General features: G+C 66.4%; 13 protein-coding genes. 3 read left to right on the plus strand and 10 right to left on the minus strand.

Annotation, left to right across the window (positions count from 1 at the left end):
* Nucleotides 1–72: 72 nt before the first annotated feature.
* The 3 genes from ACTQWE_RS06740 to ACTQWE_RS06750 form a co-directional block, all read right to left on the minus strand.
* Nucleotides 73–816: an SAF domain-containing protein gene (locus ACTQWE_RS06740; RefSeq protein WP_441855323.1), complete on the minus strand. Its 744-nt coding sequence runs from the start codon at nt 814–816 to the stop codon at nt 73–75.
* A 183-nt stretch (nt 817–999) separates the two neighbouring features.
* Nucleotides 1,000–2,196, minus strand: coding sequence for a ribosome small subunit-dependent GTPase A (gene rsgA, locus ACTQWE_RS06745; protein WP_441855321.1), 1,197 nt, complete (start codon nt 2,194–2,196; stop codon nt 1,000–1,002).
* Between the two features lie 6 nt (nt 2,197–2,202).
* Entirely contained in the window at nt 2,203–4,878 is a 2,676-nt protein-coding gene (locus tag ACTQWE_RS06750) for a cation-translocating P-type ATPase (RefSeq protein WP_441855319.1), read from the minus strand.
* Between the two features lie 405 nt (nt 4,879–5,283).
* Here ACTQWE_RS06750 and ACTQWE_RS06755 point away from each other — a divergent pair, with 405 nt between their 5' ends.
* The 3 genes from ACTQWE_RS06755 (at nt 5,284) to ACTQWE_RS06765 (ending at nt 8,398) form a co-directional block, all read left to right on the plus strand.
* Nucleotides 5,284–6,288, plus strand: a complete 1,005-nt coding sequence (locus ACTQWE_RS06755; RefSeq protein WP_170104321.1) for a 2-hydroxyacid dehydrogenase — start codon at nt 5,284–5,286, stop codon at nt 6,286–6,288.
* A gap of 153 nt (nt 6,289–6,441) precedes the next feature.
* Nucleotides 6,442–7,893 (plus strand): pyruvate kinase, encoded by a 1,452-nt coding sequence (pyk, locus tag ACTQWE_RS06760; protein ID WP_441855317.1) that lies wholly within the window; start codon nt 6,442–6,444, stop codon nt 7,891–7,893.
* Between the two features lie 136 nt (nt 7,894–8,029).
* Nucleotides 8,030–8,398, plus strand: coding sequence for an arsenate reductase family protein (locus ACTQWE_RS06765; protein WP_441921441.1), 369 nt, complete (start codon nt 8,030–8,032; stop codon nt 8,396–8,398).
* A 92-nt stretch (nt 8,399–8,490) separates the two neighbouring features.
* Here the strand turns inward: ACTQWE_RS06765 and ACTQWE_RS06770 are convergent, their stop codons facing one another.
* The 7 genes from ACTQWE_RS06770 to ACTQWE_RS06800 all read right to left on the minus strand — a co-directional run bounded on the left by ACTQWE_RS06770 (nt 8,491) and on the right by ACTQWE_RS06800 (nt 17,232).
* Nucleotides 8,491–9,861, minus strand: a complete 1,371-nt coding sequence (locus ACTQWE_RS06770) for an alpha-amylase family glycosyl hydrolase (protein ID WP_441855315.1) — start codon at nt 9,859–9,861, stop codon at nt 8,491–8,493.
* A gap of 62 nt (nt 9,862–9,923) precedes the next feature.
* The gene (locus tag ACTQWE_RS06775; protein WP_170104317.1) at nt 9,924–10,661 is read right to left on the minus strand and encodes a GntR family transcriptional regulator; all 738 of its coding nucleotides are present in this window, start codon (nt 10,659–10,661) and stop codon (nt 9,924–9,926) included.
* A 66-nt stretch (nt 10,662–10,727) separates the two neighbouring features.
* On the minus strand, nt 10,728–11,441 hold the full coding sequence (locus tag ACTQWE_RS06780) for a hypothetical protein (RefSeq protein WP_441855313.1): 714 nt from the start codon (nt 11,439–11,441) through the stop codon (nt 10,728–10,730).
* A 202-nt stretch (nt 11,442–11,643) separates the two neighbouring features.
* The gene (pheT, locus tag ACTQWE_RS06785) at nt 11,644–14,115 is read right to left on the minus strand and encodes a phenylalanine--tRNA ligase subunit beta (RefSeq protein ID WP_170104315.1); all 2,472 of its coding nucleotides are present in this window, start codon (nt 14,113–14,115) and stop codon (nt 11,644–11,646) included.
* Between the two features lie 90 nt (nt 14,116–14,205).
* Nucleotides 14,206–15,273, minus strand: coding sequence for a phenylalanine--tRNA ligase subunit alpha (pheS, locus tag ACTQWE_RS06790; protein ID WP_170104314.1), 1,068 nt, complete (start codon nt 15,271–15,273; stop codon nt 14,206–14,208).
* A 419-nt stretch (nt 15,274–15,692) separates the two neighbouring features.
* On the minus strand, nt 15,693–16,577 hold the full coding sequence (locus tag ACTQWE_RS06795; RefSeq protein ID WP_441855311.1) for an HAD family hydrolase: 885 nt from the start codon (nt 16,575–16,577) through the stop codon (nt 15,693–15,695).
* 202 nt (nt 16,578–16,779) lie between these two features.
* Nucleotides 16,780–17,232: a fructose PTS transporter subunit IIA gene (locus tag ACTQWE_RS06800; protein ID WP_441855309.1), complete on the minus strand. Its 453-nt coding sequence runs from the start codon at nt 17,230–17,232 to the stop codon at nt 16,780–16,782.
* Nucleotides 17,233–17,369: the final 137 nt, after the last annotated feature.

Below are 17,369 nucleotides of genomic sequence, written 5' to 3' on the forward strand. Positions count from 1 at the left end.
GCCCTTCGAATGTCGGTCCGACTTCCTTCCGAAGTCCATCCCAGCCATCTGTCCGCCATCCCATGCGCCTCCCTACCTCGATTCTTCGGCCAGGCTTCGGGGACTCCCCTCACCAACGCCCCCAGAGTCCTCCTCGGGCTTCTCGGCCCGGGACTCTGGCGCCGACGCAACCTCCTCCGGCCGCTTGACGTCGTCCGCGGGCATCACGAGCCTCAGGTCCCCCCTCCCGCTTGCGTCCAGAAGCGAGGAGACGTCGTCGGCGGGCACGGCCAGGGAGATCTGCGCCGTCATGCCCATCGAGCTCGAGGAGCTTGGGGCCGACAGCACCGTCACGTCCTCGCTCAGCGGCTTCGACCCCTCGTCCGTCACCTCGTAGGCAAGCAGCCTCGTCCCCTGCGGAACGCCCTTCGTCACGCCGAGCTTCTCGTTGACGGGCACGCTCATGGCCACGTGACCCGACGGAATGTCCGCGAGCTCCGAAGAGTCCCTGAAGGCGAGCTTCGTGACGGGGGCGTTCTTGCTCACGGGCACGGTCACCTCGCGACCAATGACGTCGTCCAGGCTCGTGAGCGCCCCCTGCGGCGCAAGGTCAGCCACCCAGTCCCGCACGGACACGTCCTTCTCGCCCACCACCTGCCCGGGCTCGAGGGCCGAGTTCGACACCACGAGGCTCACGACCTCGCCGCCATAACGGGCGATTGCCGCGTTCCTGACCTGCTCGGCCTGGGCGCGCACATGGTTGCCGTAGGCGGTGAAGGCGAGAAGAACGAGGACAGCGCAGGCGCTGGCGAATACCAGCCTGAATCTGAGAGACATGGCGACCCCCATCCCCTGTCACGCTTTGGGACACGTCTTGTAGACATGAGTCTGCGCCATCGCCGGCCGCGGGGCGGCGAGTCTCCAAATTGGCCTCTCAGTTCTCTTGCGCATAAATTCAGCCTAGCTGCACTAGGAAAAGCGCAGCTAGGCTGTGGTGTGAAACGGATATGTCGTCCTCGGCTACAACACTACGTCCGGGTCGAGCGTCTTTGCGCTGGCACGCATCTCGGCGGCGAGCGAGACGTATGCATCGAGCCGTTCTTTCGAGAACTCTCCCGCGGCGAAGGCGGACCGGACCCCGCAGCCAGGCTCGTGGGTGTGCGTGCAGTCGCGGAACCTGCACGTCCGCGCCGCCTCGGAGATCTCTGGGAACACCTTCGCGAGGCCGCGCTCGTGTCCCACGAGCGGAAGGCTCCTGAGTCCGGGCTCGTCGATGATCACGCCGGCCCCGGGGAGGGAGACCATGCGCCTGGCGACGGTGGTGTGGCGCCCCATGTCGTCAGACGTGCGGACCGCGCCGGTCTCGAGCGCCTCCCGACCCAGCAGCGCGTTGAGCAGCGTCGACTTGCCGGCGCCGGACTCCCCCAGCACGATTGCGACCGTTCCCGCCGGCACGAGATGCCGGACGTCGTCCTCGCCCCATCCCGACCCGCAGCGACCGGCGGCATCCATGAGGTCCGCCATGGCCCTGCGCCCCGTGGCGCCCGCGGAGGTCGCGACGATGCGGACGTCCCGGCCAAGAACCTCTTGGATGAGCGCGACGTCCGTCTGGAGCATCGATGCGCCGGCGCGGTCCGCCTTCGTGAGGACCACGGCAATGTCGGCGCCGCAATCGCGCGCGATGACCGCGGACCGAACGACCCTGTCGGTCGATATGGGGCCGGGCCCGAGCGCCTGGGTCACGAGCACGACGTCGACGTTTGCCGCGAGCGTCTGCCGCTCTCCGCGCGAGCCGCCCTTCCACCTTGCGATGTCGCTCTCGCGCGGAAGGATCTTGCAGAGGATGCCCATGTCGTGCCCAGCGGGCCTCCGGGCGCAGACCCAGTCGCCCACCGCGGCGCGCGAGTTGTCGTCCCCCTTGGTGAGCGACGCGGCGAACTCGGTGCGATAGACGCCCCGCGGGGTGATGACCGCGGGAAAGCCGCGGTCAAGGCGGGCGACGCAGCCGAGGTCGAGCTCTTCTCGCCTGGCCTCGCCCGCGGCGACGGCCCGGTCCGCCTCCCGCTCGAAGGCGGACCTCTGGCGGTCGCTTGCGGAAAGCTCCGTGTATGCCGGCAGCTCGGACAGGGAAGAGAGCGCCGGCAGGGCATCGTGGACCCCGCCGGCGACCGCTCTGCGCTTGTCAGACCTGCTGGACTTGTGAGCGCGCCTTGCCATGAGGCGCTACGCCCTGTTCTTCTCGACGGCGCGCATGATGGCCTTGTAGGCCTCCACGAGCGGGATGATCAGGAACGCGAGCGCCATCGCGATGCCGTATTCCGCGGCGCTGATCTCGGCGAAGTCGAACGCGCGGGCGAGCGGGGTCTCGATGACCACGAACGTCAGGACGAGGGAGAGCGCGAAGGAACCCCAGAGCCACTTGTTCTGCGTGGGGAGCGAGAAGACCGACTTCCGGCGGCTGCGCATGTTGAACGAGTGGAACATCTCGACCATCGAGAGGGTCAGGAACGCCATGGTCATGCCGTCGAGGCCCTTGTTGGCACCGGAGAGCACGTCGGCGAGGGGCACGCCCTCGAAGCGGAGGCCGACGAAGTACGAGACGAGCGTCAGCGCGCCGATCATCGCGCCCTGGACGAGGCAGTCGAGGCCCATGCCGCCGGCGAAGATGCCGTCGGTGGAGCTGCGGGGCTCGCGCTCCATGATGTCGGGCTCGGCCTCCTCCATGGCCATCGCGAGCGCGGGGAAGCAGTCCGTGATGAGGTTCAGCCAGAGCAGGTGCGTGGGCTCGAGGATAGTGAAGCCGACGAGCGACGCCACGAAGACGGAGATGACCTCGGCGAGGTTGGAGGAGAGCAGGAAGGCGATGGACTTCCTGATGTTGTCGTAGATGCGGCGACCCTCCTCGCAGGCGTTGATGATCGTCGCGAAGTTGTCGTCCGCGAGCACCATGTCGGCCACGTTCTTGGTGACGTCGGTGCCGGTGATGCCCATGCCGATGCCGATGTCGGCGCGCTTGATGGACGGGGCGTCGTTCACGCCGTCGCCGGTCATGGCGACGACCTTGCCGAGCTTCTTCCACGTGTCGACGATGCGGGTCTTGTGCTCCGGCTGGACGCGGGCGTACACGCCGTAGTTGGCGATGTTCCTCGAGAACTCCTCGTCGGACATGCGGTCGAGCTCGGCGCCGGTGATGGCCTGCGAGCGGTCGGTGACGATGCCGAGCTCCTTCGCGATCGCGACGGCGGTGTCGATGTGGTCGCCGGTGATCATCACGACGTTCATGCCCGCGGCGTGGGCCTCGGCGACGGCCTGTCCGACCTCGGGCCTGACCGGGTCGATCATGCCGCAGAGCCCGAGGAAGGTCATGTCGTGCTCAAGCGCCTCGGGCGAGAAGGACTCCGGCGCCTCCTTGCCGTAGTTCACCCTGGCCGCAGCCATCACGCGCAGGGCGTCGTCCGCCATGGCCTTGTTGGCCTCCATGATGCGCGCGCGACGCTCGTCGGTGAGGGGCACGTCGCCCTCGGCGGTGCGGACCATGGTGCAGCGCGCGAGCACGACGTCCGGGCCGCCCTTGGTGTGCTGGACGTAGTTGCCGTCCGGCGCGAGGTTCACGACGGACATCATCTTGCGGCCGGAGTCGAACGGGGCCTCGCCGACGCGGGGGTTGGCGGCGTCGAGGTCGCCTGACGAAAATCCGAGCTTCGCCGCGTCGGCAACGAGCGCGGCCTCGGTCGGCTCGCCGACGGCCTCCCCCTTCTGCTCGTCCCACTTCGCGTCGGAGCAGAGCGCCATGCAGCGCACGAGCCTGTCCTGGTCCTCAGTGAAGTGGCGGACGACCGTCATCTTGTTCTGCGTGAGGGTGCCCGTCTTGTCCGAGCAGATGACCTGCGTGCAGCCAAGGGTCTCGACGGCCGAGAGCTTGCGGATGATCGCGTTGTGCTGGCTCATCTTCGTGACGCCGATGGACAGCACGATGGTCACGACCGCCGCGAGCCCCTCGGGGATGGCGGCGACGGCAAGCGACACCGCGACCATGAAGGTGTTGAGCACGAGCGGCATGTTGTTGAAGAAGCCCATGCCGTGCTTCAGCCACGTGACGCCGAACACGAGGGCGCAGATGACGATGCAGATGATCGAGAGCACCTTGGAGAGCTCGTCGAGCTTCTTCTGGAGCGGGGTCTCCTCGTCGGTCGCGCGGGACAGGGCGTCGGCGATCTTGCCCATCTCCGTGCCCATGCCGGTTGCGACAACGACGGCGCGACCGCGGCCGTACACCACGGTCGACCCCATGTAGCACATGTTCTTGCGGTCGCCCAGGGGCACGTCCCCGCTCTCGGGAGCGTCAAGGGTGTCGGCGACCTTGTTCGCGGGCACGGACTCGCCCGTGAGCGCCGCCTCCTCGATCTTCATCGAGGCGCTCTCGAGGATGCGGCAGTCTGCCGGCACGGAGTCGCCGGCCTCGAGCACGACGACGTCGCCCACCACGAGCTCGGACGACGGCACCGCCACGACCTTGCCGTCGCGGACGGCCTTGCTCTGCGCGGCGGACATCTCCTGCAGCGCCGCCAGGGCCTCCTCGGCCTTGGACTCCTGCACCACGCCCAGAACGGCGTTCACCACGACCACGAAGCAGATGATGATGACGTCGGCGAAGTCCGCCTCTCCCTGTGCGATGCCCGTGAGCGCCGAGATGACCGCGGCCACGATCAGCATGATGATCATGGGGTCGGCCATCTGCGCGAGGAACCGCTTCCACAGCGGGTCCTTCTCGGCCTCCTTGAGCTTGTTCAGGCCGTCGCGCTCGAGGCGCGCGGCCGCCTCCCCCGCGGTCAGCCCGCACTTGCCGTCGGAGCCGACGGCCTCGAGGACTTCCGAGGAGTCTTGCAGGTATTCCTTCAATTTTCCCTCCTGGATGATTCGTCCGGCAGATTGATGCCCGATCATAATTCCCCAGGAGGGGCAAGGGCTCACCAAGGTTGCCATGCCGGACGCCCAACATGACACAACCCATTCTACCCAAGGGTCATCGCGCGGGCGAGAAGTGCTTCACATGCGGGGTCTTGGACAAAAACTCCCCAGAAACAAGGGCACGCCCCCATCAGAGCCCACCCCTCGCCTTCATCCCGTCTCGGGCAACGGTTGACCGCACGAACGTAGACAAATCGGCGCTGACCACCACATACTTGGTCTGGCAAGCTCCAACGGGCCGTACCGTCGCTATAATTTGATGTATCGATTGGCTGGCGGCTGGCAAGCACAGCCTAGGCAAGGCGGCAGTGTGCCGCCACGACGAAAGGATCAGGCATGAAGGTTCTTTTCTTTGGCACGCGTGGCTACGATAAGAAGTCTTTCTCGGCGGAGCTCCCCAACTATCCCGACGTTCAGGTCGATTTCACCGAGGTGAACCTCACGCCCACGACCGCAGCCCTCGCCAAGGGCTATGACGCCGTCTGCGCCTTCGTCAACGCCGATGTCTCCGCTATGACCCTAGAGATCCTCCGTGGCCTCGGCGTCGGCCTCGTCCTCATGCGCTGCGCCGGCTTCGACGCCGTGAACGTCGACTTCGCGAAGTCCATCGGCATGAAGGTCACCCGCGTCCCCGCCTACTCCCCCGAGGCAATCGCCGAGCACGCCATCGCGCTCGCCCTCTGCGCCGACCGCCACATCCACAAGGCGTACATCCGCGTCCGCGAGAACGACTTCTCGCTCGACGGCCTCGTCGGCCACACGCTGCACGGCAAGACCGCGGGCATCATCGGCACCGGCCGCATCGGCGCCGCGCTCGCACGCATCTGCAAGGGCTTCGGCATGACCGTCCTGGGAGCCGACCTCTATCCCAACCAGAAGCTCGTCGACGACGGCGTGATCGACAAGTACGTCGACTACGAAACCATCTACGAGCAGTCCGACCTCATCAGCCTCCACGCCTTCCTGAACGAGGAGAGCTATCACCTCGTGAACGACGACACCATCGCCAAGATGAAGGACGGCGTCATCCTCATCAACACCGCGCGCGGCGGCCTCGTCGACATCGAGGCGCTCATCCGCGGCATCCGCTCCGGCAAGATCGGCGCCGCCGGCCTCGACGTGTACGAGGGCGAGAACGCCAACGTGTACCAGAACCGCGAGGACCAGATTCTCGGCCACTCCATCACCGCCCGCCTCTGCTCCTTCCCCAACGTCGTCCTCACCTCTCACCAGGCGTTCTTCACCTACGAGGCCCTGCAGCAGATTGCCCAGGTCACGCTGGACAACGCGGAGCGCTACGCGAAGGGCGAGGAGTTCAGTGACCGCAGCGTCGTCTGCTAGATGACTAGGAATCACGGTCATTACCATTTCCTTTGTTGTCACGAATCAACAGTGGCCGTCAGCGGTTTACAATAGGCCCAAGCGGTTTGAAAGCGTTTCCAGGCGAGCCGCGCACTGTGGCTCGCCTTTCTCTTATGGTCAGAAAGGAACAGCATGTCTACCAAGAGGACCAAGATCGTCTGCACGATGGGACCCGCGACCGAAAGCGATGAGGTTCTTCGCGAGCTCATCAAGAACGGCATGAACGTGGCCCGCTTCAACTTCAGCCACGGATCCCACGCATATCACCGTCAGAACATCGATCGCGTCCGCCGCATCTCCGAGGAGCTGGGCATTCCCGTCGCCATTATGCTCGACACCAAGGGCCCCGAGGTCCGCACGGGTCTGCTCGAGGGCGGTCAGAAGGTCACCGTCAATACCGGCGACAAGATCGTCGTCACGGCTCAGCCCACCACCGAGGACTGGCACGGCAACGCGAGTCACATCTCCCTTGACTACCTCAACCTCCCGAACGAGGTCGAGAAGGGCTCCATCATCCTGATCGACGACGGCCTCGTGGGCCTCGAGGTCGACCACGTCGAGGGCAACGACATGCACTGCGTCGTCACCAACGGCGGCGAGATCGGCGAGAAGAAGGGCGTGAACGTCCCGAACGTCGAGATCGGCCTGCCCTCCGTCACCGAGCAGGACATCGCGGACATCATGTTCGGCTGCGAGCTCGGCATCGACGCCATCGCCGCCTCCTTCATCCGCAACGCCCAGGCGGTCGACGACATCCGCAAGATCTGCGCGGACAACGGCCTTCGCAACGTGTACATCTTCCCCAAGATCGAGAGCGCCCTGGGCGTGAAGAACTTCGACGAGATCCTTGCCGCCTCTGACGGCTGCATGGTCGCCCGTGGCGACCTGGGCGTCGAGATTCCCGCGCAGGAGGTCCCGCACATCCAGAAGATCATCATCAAGAAGTGCGCCCAGAGCTACAAGCCCGTCATCACGGCCACCCAGATGCTCGACTCCATGATCCGCAACCCGCGCCCGACCCGCGCCGAGGTCAACGACGTCGCGAACGCCATCTACGACGGCACCGACTGCGTCATGCTCTCCGGCGAGACCGCGGCGGGCAAGTACCCCGTCGAGGCCGTGAAGATGATGGCCTCCATCTGCAGGGAGACCGAGAAGTACCTCCCCGAGCGTCGCGAGTACCACGACCGTGGCGGCATGCGCAACGTCAACTCCTCCATCGGCCTCGCGGCTGCTGAGGTCGCCGAGCGCGTGAACGCGAAGTGCATCATCTGCCCGACCCACAGTGGCCGCACTTCTCGCCTGATCTCCAACTTCCGTCCCCGCATCCCCATCATCGCGATGTCCCCGTCCAACCACGCCATCCGCAAGACGTGCTTCCAGTGGGGCGTCGACGCGTACAAGACCACCGAGCAGGGTTCTCTGTCCGCGACGTGCTACAACGCGCTGACCGTCGCCAAGGAGCACGGCGTCGTAGAGTCCGGCGACCTGGTGGTCGTCACCGCCGGCGACCCGCAGACGTCCCCCTCTCAGGGCGACTACATCACGTCCACCAACATGGCGATGGTCTCCCAGATTCAGTAGGAGCCCGTCTTCGCAGACGCACCTTGGGGCCGTCCCGCTGGGGCGGCCCCTTTTCGTGCGGCGGATTGTAGAATGGATGCCACATGGCACGGCCGCCCGAAGGCTGCGCGCCCGCATGAGGAAGACAGGAGGAGACATGCCCGCAGAGAGGCTTACGGCACTGTGCTATCCCAAGTGCTCGACGTGCAAAAGGGCCGTCAAGTGGCTGGACGAGCACGGCATAGCCTACGAGTACCGCGACATCGCGCGCCAGAACCCCACGCCCGAGGAGCTCGCCGCCTGGCACGCAAGGAGCGGGCTCCCCATCAGGAGGCTGTTCAACACGTCCGGCATGCTGTACCGCCAGATGGGACTGAAGGACAAGCTGCCCGGCAGGTCCGACGAGGAGTGCTACCAGCTGCTTTCCACGGACGGGATGCTCGTGAAGCGCCCTCTTCTTGTGGGCGCGGACTTCGTGCTCGCAGGCTTTCGCGAGGCTGAGTGGGAGCAGCGGCTCCTGGGCTAGCGGGCACGCATCGAACGCGAAGATCGGGGCGCCGGGCATCTTAAGACCCGACGCCCCGACGGCGTTCGCGTGGCATGTGCCAAGGACGCGCGCTACCGCTCGCAGAGCCAGAAGTGCGCCGAGAAGGGCTCGACCTCGCTGCCGCCGCCAAAGTCGTGGTCCGACCCGTCAATCACGTCCTGCGCCCTGCCGCAGCCGGCGTCGAAGTGGAACGTGTACGGCTCGTCCGCGATGTTGATGGCCACGAACAGGCGCTCGTGCTCGCTCTGGCGCTGGAACAGCAGCTGCCTGGGCTGGACGGCGACCTGCGCGTAGTCGCCCCACGCCAGCGCCTCGGCGCCGGGATGACCGGGCTTGCGGCACTGTGCGAGGGCAGAGACCCAGTCCGTCAGCTCGTTCCACTCCGGCGCGTCGAGCGCGGGCCTCAGCTCGTGGTCACCGGGGAGCTGCTCGCCCTCGATGCCCCATTCGCTTCCGTAGTACACGTTCGGGACGCCGGCCATGCCAAAGAGCAGCCCGTACAGCGGACGGAGCTGCCGCCTGTCGTCCAGCTTCGTCGCGATGCGCGGCACGTCGTGGTTGTCGAGGAAGTTCAGCAGGTGACGGCCGGTGTAGAGGTCCCACGGGTGCGAGCCGCTCTGGCGCTCGAGCGAGTACGCGATCTCGTGCATGTTCGCGGAGTTCGCGGACGACCACAGCCCCTTGTACGCCTCGTAGTTCGTGACGGAGTCGCAGAGGTCGTCGCCCATCCACTGGTTGTAGTCCCCGAACATGGTCTCGCCCAGCAGCAGGAACTTCCCGTCCTTCTCGCCCAGGCGAGAGGAGCGCTCCTGCGTGAGCTCGTTCGCGATGCGGCGCAGGTAGCCGAGAAAGCCCCGGTCCAGGCAGTACGCGACGTCCAGGCGCAGCCCGTCGATGTCGAACTCGGACTCCCAGTCGCGGATGACCTTCGCGAGGTAGTCGTTCAGCTCGAAGTTGCCGTGGTTGAGCTTCACGAGCTGCCTGACGCCCTCCCAGCAGTCGTAGTTGAAGCCGTCGTCGAACTCGTCGTTCGAGCCCCAGTCGATGTTGAACCAGCCGGCGTACGGGCTTGCCTGGCGGTTCCTGCGGACGTCCTCGAACGCCCAGAAGTCGCGGCCCACGTGGTTGAAGACGCCGTCCAGGAGCACCTTGATGCCCGCCTCGTGACACGCGTCCACCACGTGGCGCAGGTCTTCGTTCGTGCCAAGGCGACGGTCGACCCTCGTGTAGTCGATGGTGTCATAGCCGTGGGACTCGCTCTCGAACACGGGGTTCAGAAGCAGGCACGTCGCGCCGAGCCTGTGCATGTGCTCCACCCAGCCGTCGTCCACGAGCTTGCGCAGCCTGTGCACGGGCTCGCTCGTCCTGTCGTTCAGGTAGGGCGCACCCGTGAGTCCCAGCGGATAGACCTGATAGACAACCGATTCCTCGTACCAGCTCATACAGCCTCCCCCATCGTGGGATATGTGTTTCGCCCGGGCTTGCGACCAAGGTGTGCGCCGTGCTAGGCGCGGTGCGTCTCGTTGCTGATGACGCACCTGTTTGCGGGCAGCCAGACGCTGCCCCACTCGAACGGCACGCCGTTGTCGAGCCTCACCAGCTGGTCCAGCTCCAGCACCGGCGCGTGCTCGTCACACTCCAGGTAGCCGCCCCTCACCTTGCCGGCCGTGCGGGCGGTGTAGACCATCTCGGAGCGGCCGATCTCGTGGCCGCTCGTGCGCTCCACGGCCGCGAACAGCGCCTCGTGCTCGAAGTTCGCGTCCTCGATCCCGGGGCACACGCTCAGGTTCAGGTGGCTCTCGATGAACATGACGGCGCGGTGGCTCACGTAGCGCACGCGGCACAGGTACAGGTAGTCGTCCCCCACGTCCATCTGCAGGTTCTCCGCGCAGAGGGGGCCGGCCTGCCTCACCTCGGACTTCACGACCCTCGTGATGTACTTCACGCCCTGGGCGCTCATGGACTCGCCAAACGACAGCAGGCGGTTGGAGCTGGGCCTGGCCATGACGGGCTGCACCACGAACGTGCCGCGGCCGCGCTGCTGAACGAGCAGCCCCTCGTCCACAAGCTGGCGAATGCCCTTCTGCACCGTGCCGCGCGACAGGTGCAGCATGTCCATCAGCTCGTGCTCGGACGGGATGGGCTCGTCCACCCCCCAGTCCTTGGAGTAGATCTTCTCGCGCACGTAGTCCGATACCTGGACGTACAGCAGCTCGCCATCAGACTTGTCGAACTTGGGCATGCATCAACCCTTCCGCAGGCGGCCCGCGGCCCGCCGCTTTGTGACTCGTACGCCCAACGACAGCCCCTACGCGTTGCCGTCGCTGCCGCGCTCGCCACACCCAAGTGCGCCGTGCTCGGCATAGGCCCTCAGATTCCTGACCATTAGATGATATACATATTCGTACGTTCGCGAGAAGAACGACGCGTCGAGCATGCAGTAGCGCGGCGTGCCCGCGACATGGCGCTCGCTGTTCTGCTCCACCACGTCGTCCGCGACGGCTATGGCGCGGATCGCGTCCTCCTCGCCTATGGGATACTGCGGAAACGCCGCGGCCTGCTTCAGGACGGACCTGCTAACCTGCGGCGCGATGTCAAGCTCGAGCGTGCGGCCGAAGAGGTCGAAGTCCGCCTGCTTGCGCTTGCGGGTCTCCTCGCCCGGCTCGATGCCGTGCTCCGCTATGAAGCGGTTGTTCGCGGCGTTGTACACGTTGTCCGCCAGAAGGTGCATCCACGCGCCGAGCACCACGTCGGAAACGCGGCCCCGCTCATCCGCGGAGGCGCGCGCGTAGCGAGTCCAGAAGTCCCAGTACGCCGGCTGCGGCACGAAGGCCGGGTCCGCGAAATGCGTCACCCTGTACGGCACCTTGCGCGAGATGGGCTGCACCAGGTAGCCCACGTAGATGTCCGGCACGAGGTTGCCGAACAGGAACGCGTTCGCGTCGCGAATGCCCAGCGCCCGCGCGTCCTGCTCGTGGAGCAGGCGCTGCACGTGGGCTATATGTATGTTCCAGCTTGGCATAGGGTCCATTCTAGGCATAAACGCCGCGGGTGTGCACGAAACGGGGCGCGTCGGCCACTAAAGACACCAAGTTCGCACCCAGCGCCGGCAGGCCGGTCTCCCGGGTGGCACCCGGGAGACCTTTGGCCCATGGTCGGGGCGCGACCATAGAGGCGCGTCCTTCTCGCCCGGCGACGGCGGACGGCGCCCGCAACGCGCGCCGCTAGCTGCGGACCTCGCCGCCGGTGGACTTCATGACCTTCGTCACGAGCTTGTTGTGGGCCTTCTCGACCTCCTCGGAGGTGAGGGTGTGGTCGGCCGCGCGATAGGTGAGCGAGAAGGCCATGGACTTCTTGCCCTCGCCCACGCGGATCTTGTCACGGTACACGTCGAAGAGGCGGACGTCCGCGAGGAGCTTGCCGCCCGCGCTCTGGATGCGCTGGACGACCTGCTCGCACGTCATGTCCTCGTCCACGACGAGCGCGAGGTCGATGGAGACGCCGGGCAGCGTCGGGACCTCCTTGTACGGAAGCTCGCGCTGGGCCAGACGCAGCAGCGCCTTGACGGAGAGCTCAAACGCGACGACGGGAACGTCCAGGTCGAAGTTCTTGAGGCTCGAGGGGTGGATGTTGCCGACCCAGCCGAGCAGCTCGCCCTGCGCGATGACCTCGGCCGCGCGGCCGGGCTGGAGCCAGCCGTAGCGCTCGGGGTCCGCGGCCTTGAAGCGGACCTTCGTGATGCGCAGGGCGTCCAGCAGGTTCTCGACGACGCCCTTGGCGTCGAAGAAGTCGAGCTTGACGTACTTCTTGTTCCACTGGTCGTCGTTCCACGCGCCGCACATGACGCCGGCGACGTAGCTGGGCTCGTCCGGCTGGCTCTTGTGCTCGTGCCCGAAGAACACGCGCCCGACCTCGTAGAGCTGGACGTTCTGGACGCCGTGGTCAAGGTTGTACGCGACGGAGCGCAGCAGGCCCGGGATGATGTCGCGGCGCATCTGGGACTGGTCGGCCACGAGCGGGCGCATGATCTTCACGGGGACGCCGCGACCCTCCTCGCTCATGCCGAGGCGCTCGAGGTCCCTGGGGTCGGCGAAGTTGTACGTGGACGTCTCGCACAGGCCGCTCGCGCGCAGGACCTGGCCGATCTTGCGCACGCGCTGCTGCTCGACGGTGAGCCCGCCGGCGTGGTTGCGGGCAGCGGGGAGCGTGGGCTCGACGTCGCCCTCGCCCCAGAGGCGCAGCACCTCCTCGACGAGGTCGATCTCGCGCGTGAGGTCCGGGCGGTTCGTGGGCGCGACGACGTGCATGGGGGCATGCTCGTCCGCGCCGCGCGTGACGGTGCAGCCCAGGCGCTCCAGGCGGCTCGCCATGAACTCGGCCTCTATGGGGGCTCCGGTGAGCGCACGCACGCGGTCGGGGCGCAGGTCCATCTGGGGCGCGTCGACCGGCGCGGGGTACACGTCGACCATGCCCTCGCACACGTCCGCGCCGCAGCACTGCTCGAACAGCGCGGCCGCGACGTCGCTCACCAGGGCGCAGCGCGCTCCGTCGACCTGGCGCTCGTAGCGGATGGACGCCTCGCTCATGAGGTCGAGGTTGCGGCTCGTGCGGCTGACGTGGCCCTTGTCGAACACGGCGCTCTCCAGGAGGACGTCCACGGTGTCTTCGTCGATGTCGGAGTTCAGGCCGCCCATGACACCGGCGAGCGCCACGGGCGCGTTGCCGTCGTCCGTGATGACGGCCATGTCCGGCGTGAGCGTGCGCTCCTGGCCGTCGAGGGTCACGAGCTTCTCGCCCTCATGCGCCGCACGCACGACGATGTGGCGCTTGCCATCACGCGTCGAGACCTTGCCCAGGTCGAACGCGTGCAGCGGCTGGCCGGTGAGGAACATGACGTAGTTGGTGACGTCGACCACGTTGTTGATGGGACGCGCGCCCGCGGCGATGACGCGCCTCGCGAGCCACTCGGGGCTGGGGCCGATCTTCACGTTGCGCACGACGCGCGCGGTGTAGCGGCCGCACAGCTCCGCGTCGTCGATCGTGACGTCGACCATGTCGGCCGTGCGGCCGAACTCGGCGGACTCGTTCTTGATGGCGGGGAGCTCGATGTGGGTGTCCTCGTCGAGCATGGCCGAGACCTCGGTCGCCATGCCGCACATGGACAGGCAGTCCGGGCGGTTCGGCGTGATCTCGCAGTCGATCACCGTGTCGCTCATGCCCTTCCACTCCACGAAGTCGACGCCCACGGGCGCGTCCTTCGGCAGGATCATGATGCCGGAGTGGTCCGCGTCGAGCCCGAGCTCGCGGCTCGAGCAGTTCATGCCGAACGAGTCGACGCCACGGAGCTTGCCCTTCTTGATCTTCACGTCGCCGGGCAGCGTCGCGCCCACGAGCGCGGTGACGGTCTTGTCGCCCACCTCGAAGTTCTGGGCGCCGCACACCACCTGCAGCGGGCAGGGCTCGCCCTTCTCGTCCACGTTGTACTTGCCCACGTCCATCTTGCAGACGTACATGTGGTCGGAGTCCGGGTGGGGCACCTTCTCGAGCACCTGGGACGTGACGACGCGGGTGATGTCCGCGCCGACGCGCTCGACCGCCTCGACCTCCGTGCCGGTGCGGACGAACTCCCTCACGAGGTCCTGGGGGTCCTCGGGCACGTCCACCATGGTCTTGAGCCACTCATAAGAGACACGCATCTTGTTGCCTTTCTTTGCGGGAGCCTGCCCGGCCGCCCGCACGTCGCCTGTTTCTGGGGTGCGCCCCCGCGTGCGCGGGGTGCGCGGCAGCTAGAACTGCCTGAGGAAGCGCATGTCGCCCGTCATGAGCATGCGCAGGTCCGGCAGGTCGTAGCGCAGGGCCGCGACGCGCTCCACGCCGATGCCGAAGGCGAAGCCGGAGTACTTCTCGGGGTCGATGCCGCAATAGTGGAACACGTTGGGGTCCACCATGCCGCAGCCCAGGATCTCGAGCCAGCCGGTGTTCTTGCAGAAGCGGCAGCCCTTGCCGTGGCACACGCCGCAGCTGACGTCGACCTCGCAGCTGGGCTCCGTGAACGGGAAGAAGTGCGGGCGGTAGCGCGTGGCGCGGTCCTTGCCGAAGATCTCGCGGCAGAAGTAGTCCAGCGTGCCCTTCAGGTCGCCAAACGTGATGCCTTCGTCCACGACGAGACCCTCGACCTGCGTGAACTGCGGCAGGTGGTTTGCGTCGGCCGTGTCGGGGCGGAACACCGTGCCCGGGCAGATCATGTAGATGGGCGGCTTCTTCTCCTCCATCGTGTGCACCTGCACGCCGGAGGTCTGCGTGCGGAGCAGGACGTCCGACTCGCCCAGGACGTGCTTCTCCTTGCCCTCGGGCGCGTTGTCCACCACGTAGAACGTGTCCTTCGCCGAGCGGCTGGGGTGGTCCTCAGGGGCGTTCAGGGCCGTGAAGTTGTAGTAGGTGGTCTCGACGTACGGGCCGTCCTCGACCGTGTAGCCCAGGCCGCAGAAGATGTCCTCGATCTCCTCGCGGATCTGGCTGATGAGGTGCTCCGTGCCCGGGCTCAGCCTGCGTCCCGGCAGGGTGACGTCGGCCGCCTCCGCCATGATCTTCTCGTCCAGCGCGCGCTTCGCGATCTGAAGGCGCGCCTGCTTGATGGCGCTGTCCACGTTGGCGCGCACCGTGTTGGCGAGCTTGCCCATCGCGGGGCGCTCCTCGGGCGGCACCTTGCCCATCATGTGCATGATCGCGGTGAGCGAGCCCTTCTTGCCCAGCGCCGCCACGCGGATCTTCTCAAGGTCCTCCAGGCTGTGCGCGCCCGCAAGCGCCTCCTGCACCCGCTCCTGAATCGCGTTCAGGTCGTCCGACATTGCCATGAAAATCCCCCTTTAAACAAAAACCGTCCCGAGCACATGGCTCAAGGACGGAGTTATCCGCGGTACCACCTTGATTGGCGTTCACGTTGTCTCTCGCGAGCACCCACTCGTTGAGCCCCGTTCCGTGGGGCGGACGGCTTCCCTACTTGCCGGCGGCTGCCCGGCGGCGTTCAGGTCGCGGCTGGTGGAGTGAACTTCGTCCGTCAGCCTTCGTGGGAGCCTCTCAGCCGGTGAGCTCCCTCTCTGTCCTCCAGCGACGCGACGGCCGAACCTCTCCGTCATTGCCTAGTGGCTGAGGATAGCACACAACGCGCCAACGGGCGAGAAGAACGCGGACATTCACAACTCGCGGCGCGTGGAGGCACAGCGGCCGCGCGCGTGGCGAGACGGCGCGTGGCGGGACGGCAAGCCGATCGGCGCTACTCGGAAAACGGCCACTCCCCCGCGGCCAGCGCCTCGATCGCGTCCGCCACGGCTTCCTTCGAGCTCGGGCCAATGTGCCAGCGGGCCGCCGCGGCCGCCTCCGGCGTGGCGTTCGCCACCGCCACGGAGTTGGGAATGGCCTCGAACATTGACAGGTCGTTCCCGGCGTCGCCGAAAACCACGACCTCGTCCACGCCGATTCCCAGCTCGCGCGCGAGCGCCAGTATGCCCGTGGCCTTGTTCCACCCCGCGCGCATGACGTTCGTGAAGCCCGGCTGCGGATAGTCGAAGTCGAGGCCGTCCACCTGCTGGTTCAGGGCATCGACCATGGCACGCGAGTCCTTCTCGCCCGCGGGCGCAAGCGTGCCGTCCGCGGACTCCCGGGCCAGGAACACGTTCGCCTTTGTCGCCGCAAAGTCCGGGAGCCCCAGCGCCGAGCCGTCCGCCCGCGTGCGGCATGCCGCGGCATACGATGGGAACGTCGCCCCGAGATCCTCGATGCGCCCGCTCACGAGCGAGGGCGTGGCACCGTCGAATGCGATGACCCCCGCGTGCGGAAAGCCGGCCGCCACCTCCGCGACTCTCGCGAGCGCATCGCCGCTGAAGTTTGCCTCGCGAATCTTGCGGCCATCCAGGAACACCTGGTTTCCGTTCGTCGCAACGCACGTCCGAAAGCACGCGGAGTCGCCCGAGAAGAGCGGGGACAGCCAGTCGAAGCCGCGTCCGGTGGCCGGCCCCACGCGGATGCCGGCCTCCATGGCATGGTGCATCGCCGCGCGCGTCCGGGGCGGCACGGCGTCGAGCCCCCAGGGGAGCAGCGTTCGGTCGATGTCCGCAAGGATGAGCCTGATATTCTTACTTGCCATGTTCTGACGTGCCATTTCGTCCTCTTTCGCGTGGTTGGGGCATCAAACATCGCAGCATATGATACGGCACCTGCGGCACCGGGGCCACGTACCAGCGCCACCACCGCCGCCCGCGCCCGCCACGCAAACGGGGCCCGGCCAACAAAGCCGAGCCCCGCATCACAATCGCGCAACCCCAGGTCGCCCGCAGCGCACGCCACCGGCGCCCAGCACGCCCCTACTTAAAGCAGCCCTCGACAATCGCGGCGAGCTTCTCAGAATCATCGCAGTTCAGAAGGTCGCTGCGGAACGACTCCTTCGTCAGCATGATGGCGACCTCGCTCAGTAGCTGCAGGTGCGTCGTGCCCTTCTCCTCACGCGGGGTGCAGATCGCAATGGCGACCTTGATGGGCTTCTTGTCCATCGACTCCCACTCGATGTCGCCGGCAAACTTCACCAGCAGGACGGCCGTCTGCTTGATGGCATCGCTCGTCGCATGCGGAATGGCAAAGCCGTCCATCATGCCCGTGGTGCCCTCGGACTCGCGAGCCTTGAAGGCGTCCAGCACTGCCTTCTCGTCGTCGGCGTAGCCAAGCTCGACCATCTTCTTCGAGAGGAACTCAAGAGCCTCGTCTACGTTCTTCGCAGGGTTGTCAAGAAACACGTGGGACGACTTAACGTAATCTGCCATGACAGTCTCCTTTGGCAAAGCCGGTTACCAACACTCTTAAATCCAATTGTATCCGCGTAAACGGTGGCGAACGTCATAAAAGAAGCAAAAGTTTGCTGCTCATGTATTCGTGGACATTTCCGTCCGCCGCCACCGCC

This window comes from Parafannyhessea sp. LCP19S3_B1, from assembly GCF_052121955.1.
Classification (GTDB): domain Bacteria; phylum Actinomycetota; class Coriobacteriia; order Coriobacteriales; family Atopobiaceae; genus Parafannyhessea.